This window comes from Longimicrobium sp. (genome assembly GCF_035474595.1).
Classification (GTDB): Bacteria; Gemmatimonadota; Gemmatimonadetes; order Longimicrobiales; family Longimicrobiaceae; genus Longimicrobium.
On the sequence record NZ_DATIND010000106.1, the window covers coordinates 1 to 2,145 of the forward strand.

The following is a 2,145-nucleotide window of genomic DNA, read 5'->3' on the forward strand; positions in this document are numbered from 1 at the left end:
CGGTTGCTGCCATGGCGCGCGTGCTCGGCGTGTCCACGGCCGGCTACTACGCCTGGGCGGATCGGCAGCCCTCGGCGCGTGCCGTGGCGGATGCGGCGCTGCTGAAGCGGATCCGGACCGTCCACCTGGGTTCGCGCAAGACCTACGGCTCGCCGCGCGTTCACGCTGAGCTGCGTGGCTTGGGCGAGCGGCACGGCCGCAAGCGCATCGCGCGGCTGATGCGCGAGGCCGGGCTCGTCGGCGCCAGCCATCGGCGTGGTGGCCCGGTGACGACGCGGCGGGACCAGGAGGCTCGCTCGGCGCCGGACTTGGTCGATCGCGACTTCACCGCTGCCGGCCCGAACCAGCTGTGGGTGGCCGACATTACCTACGTGCCGACCGCAGCCGGGTTCCTCTATCTGGCCGTGGTGCTGGATGCCTTCAGCCGCCGCATCGTCGGCTGGTCGATGGCCAACCACCTGCGGGCCGAGCTGGTGCTCGACGCACTCGAGATGGCAGTGGGCCAGCGCCGGCCGCATGACGTGATCCATCATTCCGACCAGGGCAGCCAGGGTGGAATCAAATGGTCGTTGCAACACCATGGCGGAGGGGTTGCGATGAAGGCTCGGCAGCGGCGCTCGGGCCGGGCATTGCGAGGGGTGTTGCGGTCGCCGGGGCGGCCAGGGGTGGCGCGTCGCGAGGATCGGCGTCGGTTCTGGGCGGCGATTACGCTGGGTCTGGCAAGTGAGAAGGCCGCGGCCGGTGTAGGGGTGTCACCAGCGGTGGGGGCACGCTGGTTCCGGGAGGCAGGCGGGATGCCGCCATCGACGCTTGCGCCGTCGTCAAAGCCGTTATCGGGGCGGTATTTGTCGCTGGCGGAACGGGAGGAGATCGCGCTGTGGCGGGTGCAGGGCCATGGAGTGCGCGAGATCGCCCGCCGGCTGGGGCGGGCCGGATCGACGATCTCCCGCGAGCTGCGGCGCAACGCTGCCACGCGCGGTGGCGACCTGGCGTATCGGGCCAGCACCGCGCAGTGGCATGCCGAGCGGGCGGCGCGCCGTCCGAAGCCGGCAAGGCTTGCTCTCAACGCGGCGCTGCGGACCTACGTGCAGGACCGGCTAGCCGGCGCGGTCGCTACCCCGGGCGGGGCCGCGGTCGCCGGGCCGGTCGTGCCCTGGAAGGGCCGCCGGCAGGGGCGTCGGCAGGATCGGCGCTGGGCCAGGGCGTGGAGCCCGCAGCAGATCGCCCAGCGGCTGCGGCGCGACTTCCCGGGTGACGAGACGATGCGCCTCAGCCACGAGGCCATCTACCAGGCGCTTTACGTGCAAGGCCGAGGGGCGCTGCGCCGCGAGCTGACCGCCTGTCTGCGGACTGGGCGGGCGCTGCGCGTGCCGCGGGCGCGCAGCTGCGGCCGGGGCAAGTCGTTCATCGCTCCGGAGATCATGATCAGCCAACGCCCGGCGGAGGCGGCCGATCGGGCGGTGCCGGGACACTGGGAGGGGGACCTCATCCTGGGGCTGGGCAGCTCGGCCATCGGCACCCTGGTGGAGCGCGCGACGCGCTTCACGATGCTGCTTCACCTGCCGCGCATGGTGGGGCATGGCGACGCCCGCGAGAAGAACGGGCCCGCACTCGCCGGACATGGTGCTGAAGCGGTGCGCGACGCCATCGCGGGCATGATCACCACCCTGCCGGAGCAGCTCCGAAGGTCACTGACCTGGGATCAAGGGGCGGAGATGAGCCAGCACGCCCGGCTACGGATCGACACTGGCGTGCAGGTCTACTTCTGCGATCCGCACAGTCCATGGCAGCGCGGCACGAACGAGAACACCAACGGGCTGCTGCGGCAGTACTTCCCCAAAGGCACCGACCTGAGCACGCACAGCGCGGACGCGCTCGCAGCCGTCGCTGCGACGCTCAATGCCAGACCGCGAAAGACCCTTGGCTGGAGAACACCCGCCGAAGCCTTTGACGAGGTGCTACGATCGACGCCGGCAAGCGTTGCGACGACCCCTTGAACCCGGGCTGCACGCCACGGTCGCTATGGTGGATCAGCCCCGGCGGCGGCTGCCGGCGCTGGATCGCCATTAGCAGCGCATCGCGGGCGAGTTCCTCGCGGAGGTGGTCGGCCATGCCCCAGCCGACGATCTCGCGGGTAGCCATGTC

Annotated in this window: 1 protein-coding gene and 1 pseudogene; both read left to right on the forward strand. The window is 71.4% G+C overall.

Going from position 1 to position 2,145, the window contains the following annotated elements:
* A pseudogene (locus VLK66_RS19050) lies at window positions 1–551 on the forward strand (IS3 family transposase); the annotation flags it as partial.
* A gap of 45 nt (window positions 552–596) precedes the next feature.
* Complete coding sequence (locus VLK66_RS19055) at window positions 597–1,997, forward strand: IS30 family transposase (RefSeq protein ID WP_325311054.1); 1,401 nt, start codon at window positions 597–599, stop codon at window positions 1,995–1,997.
* Window positions 1,998–2,145: the final 148 nt, after the last annotated feature.

What these genes read in the sequence shown, in the direction of transcription:
- VLK66_RS19055 (WP_325311054.1), top strand. Translation starts at nt 597, where the DNA reads ATGAAGGCTCGGCAGCGGCGCTCGGGCCGGGCATTGCGAGGGGTGTTG.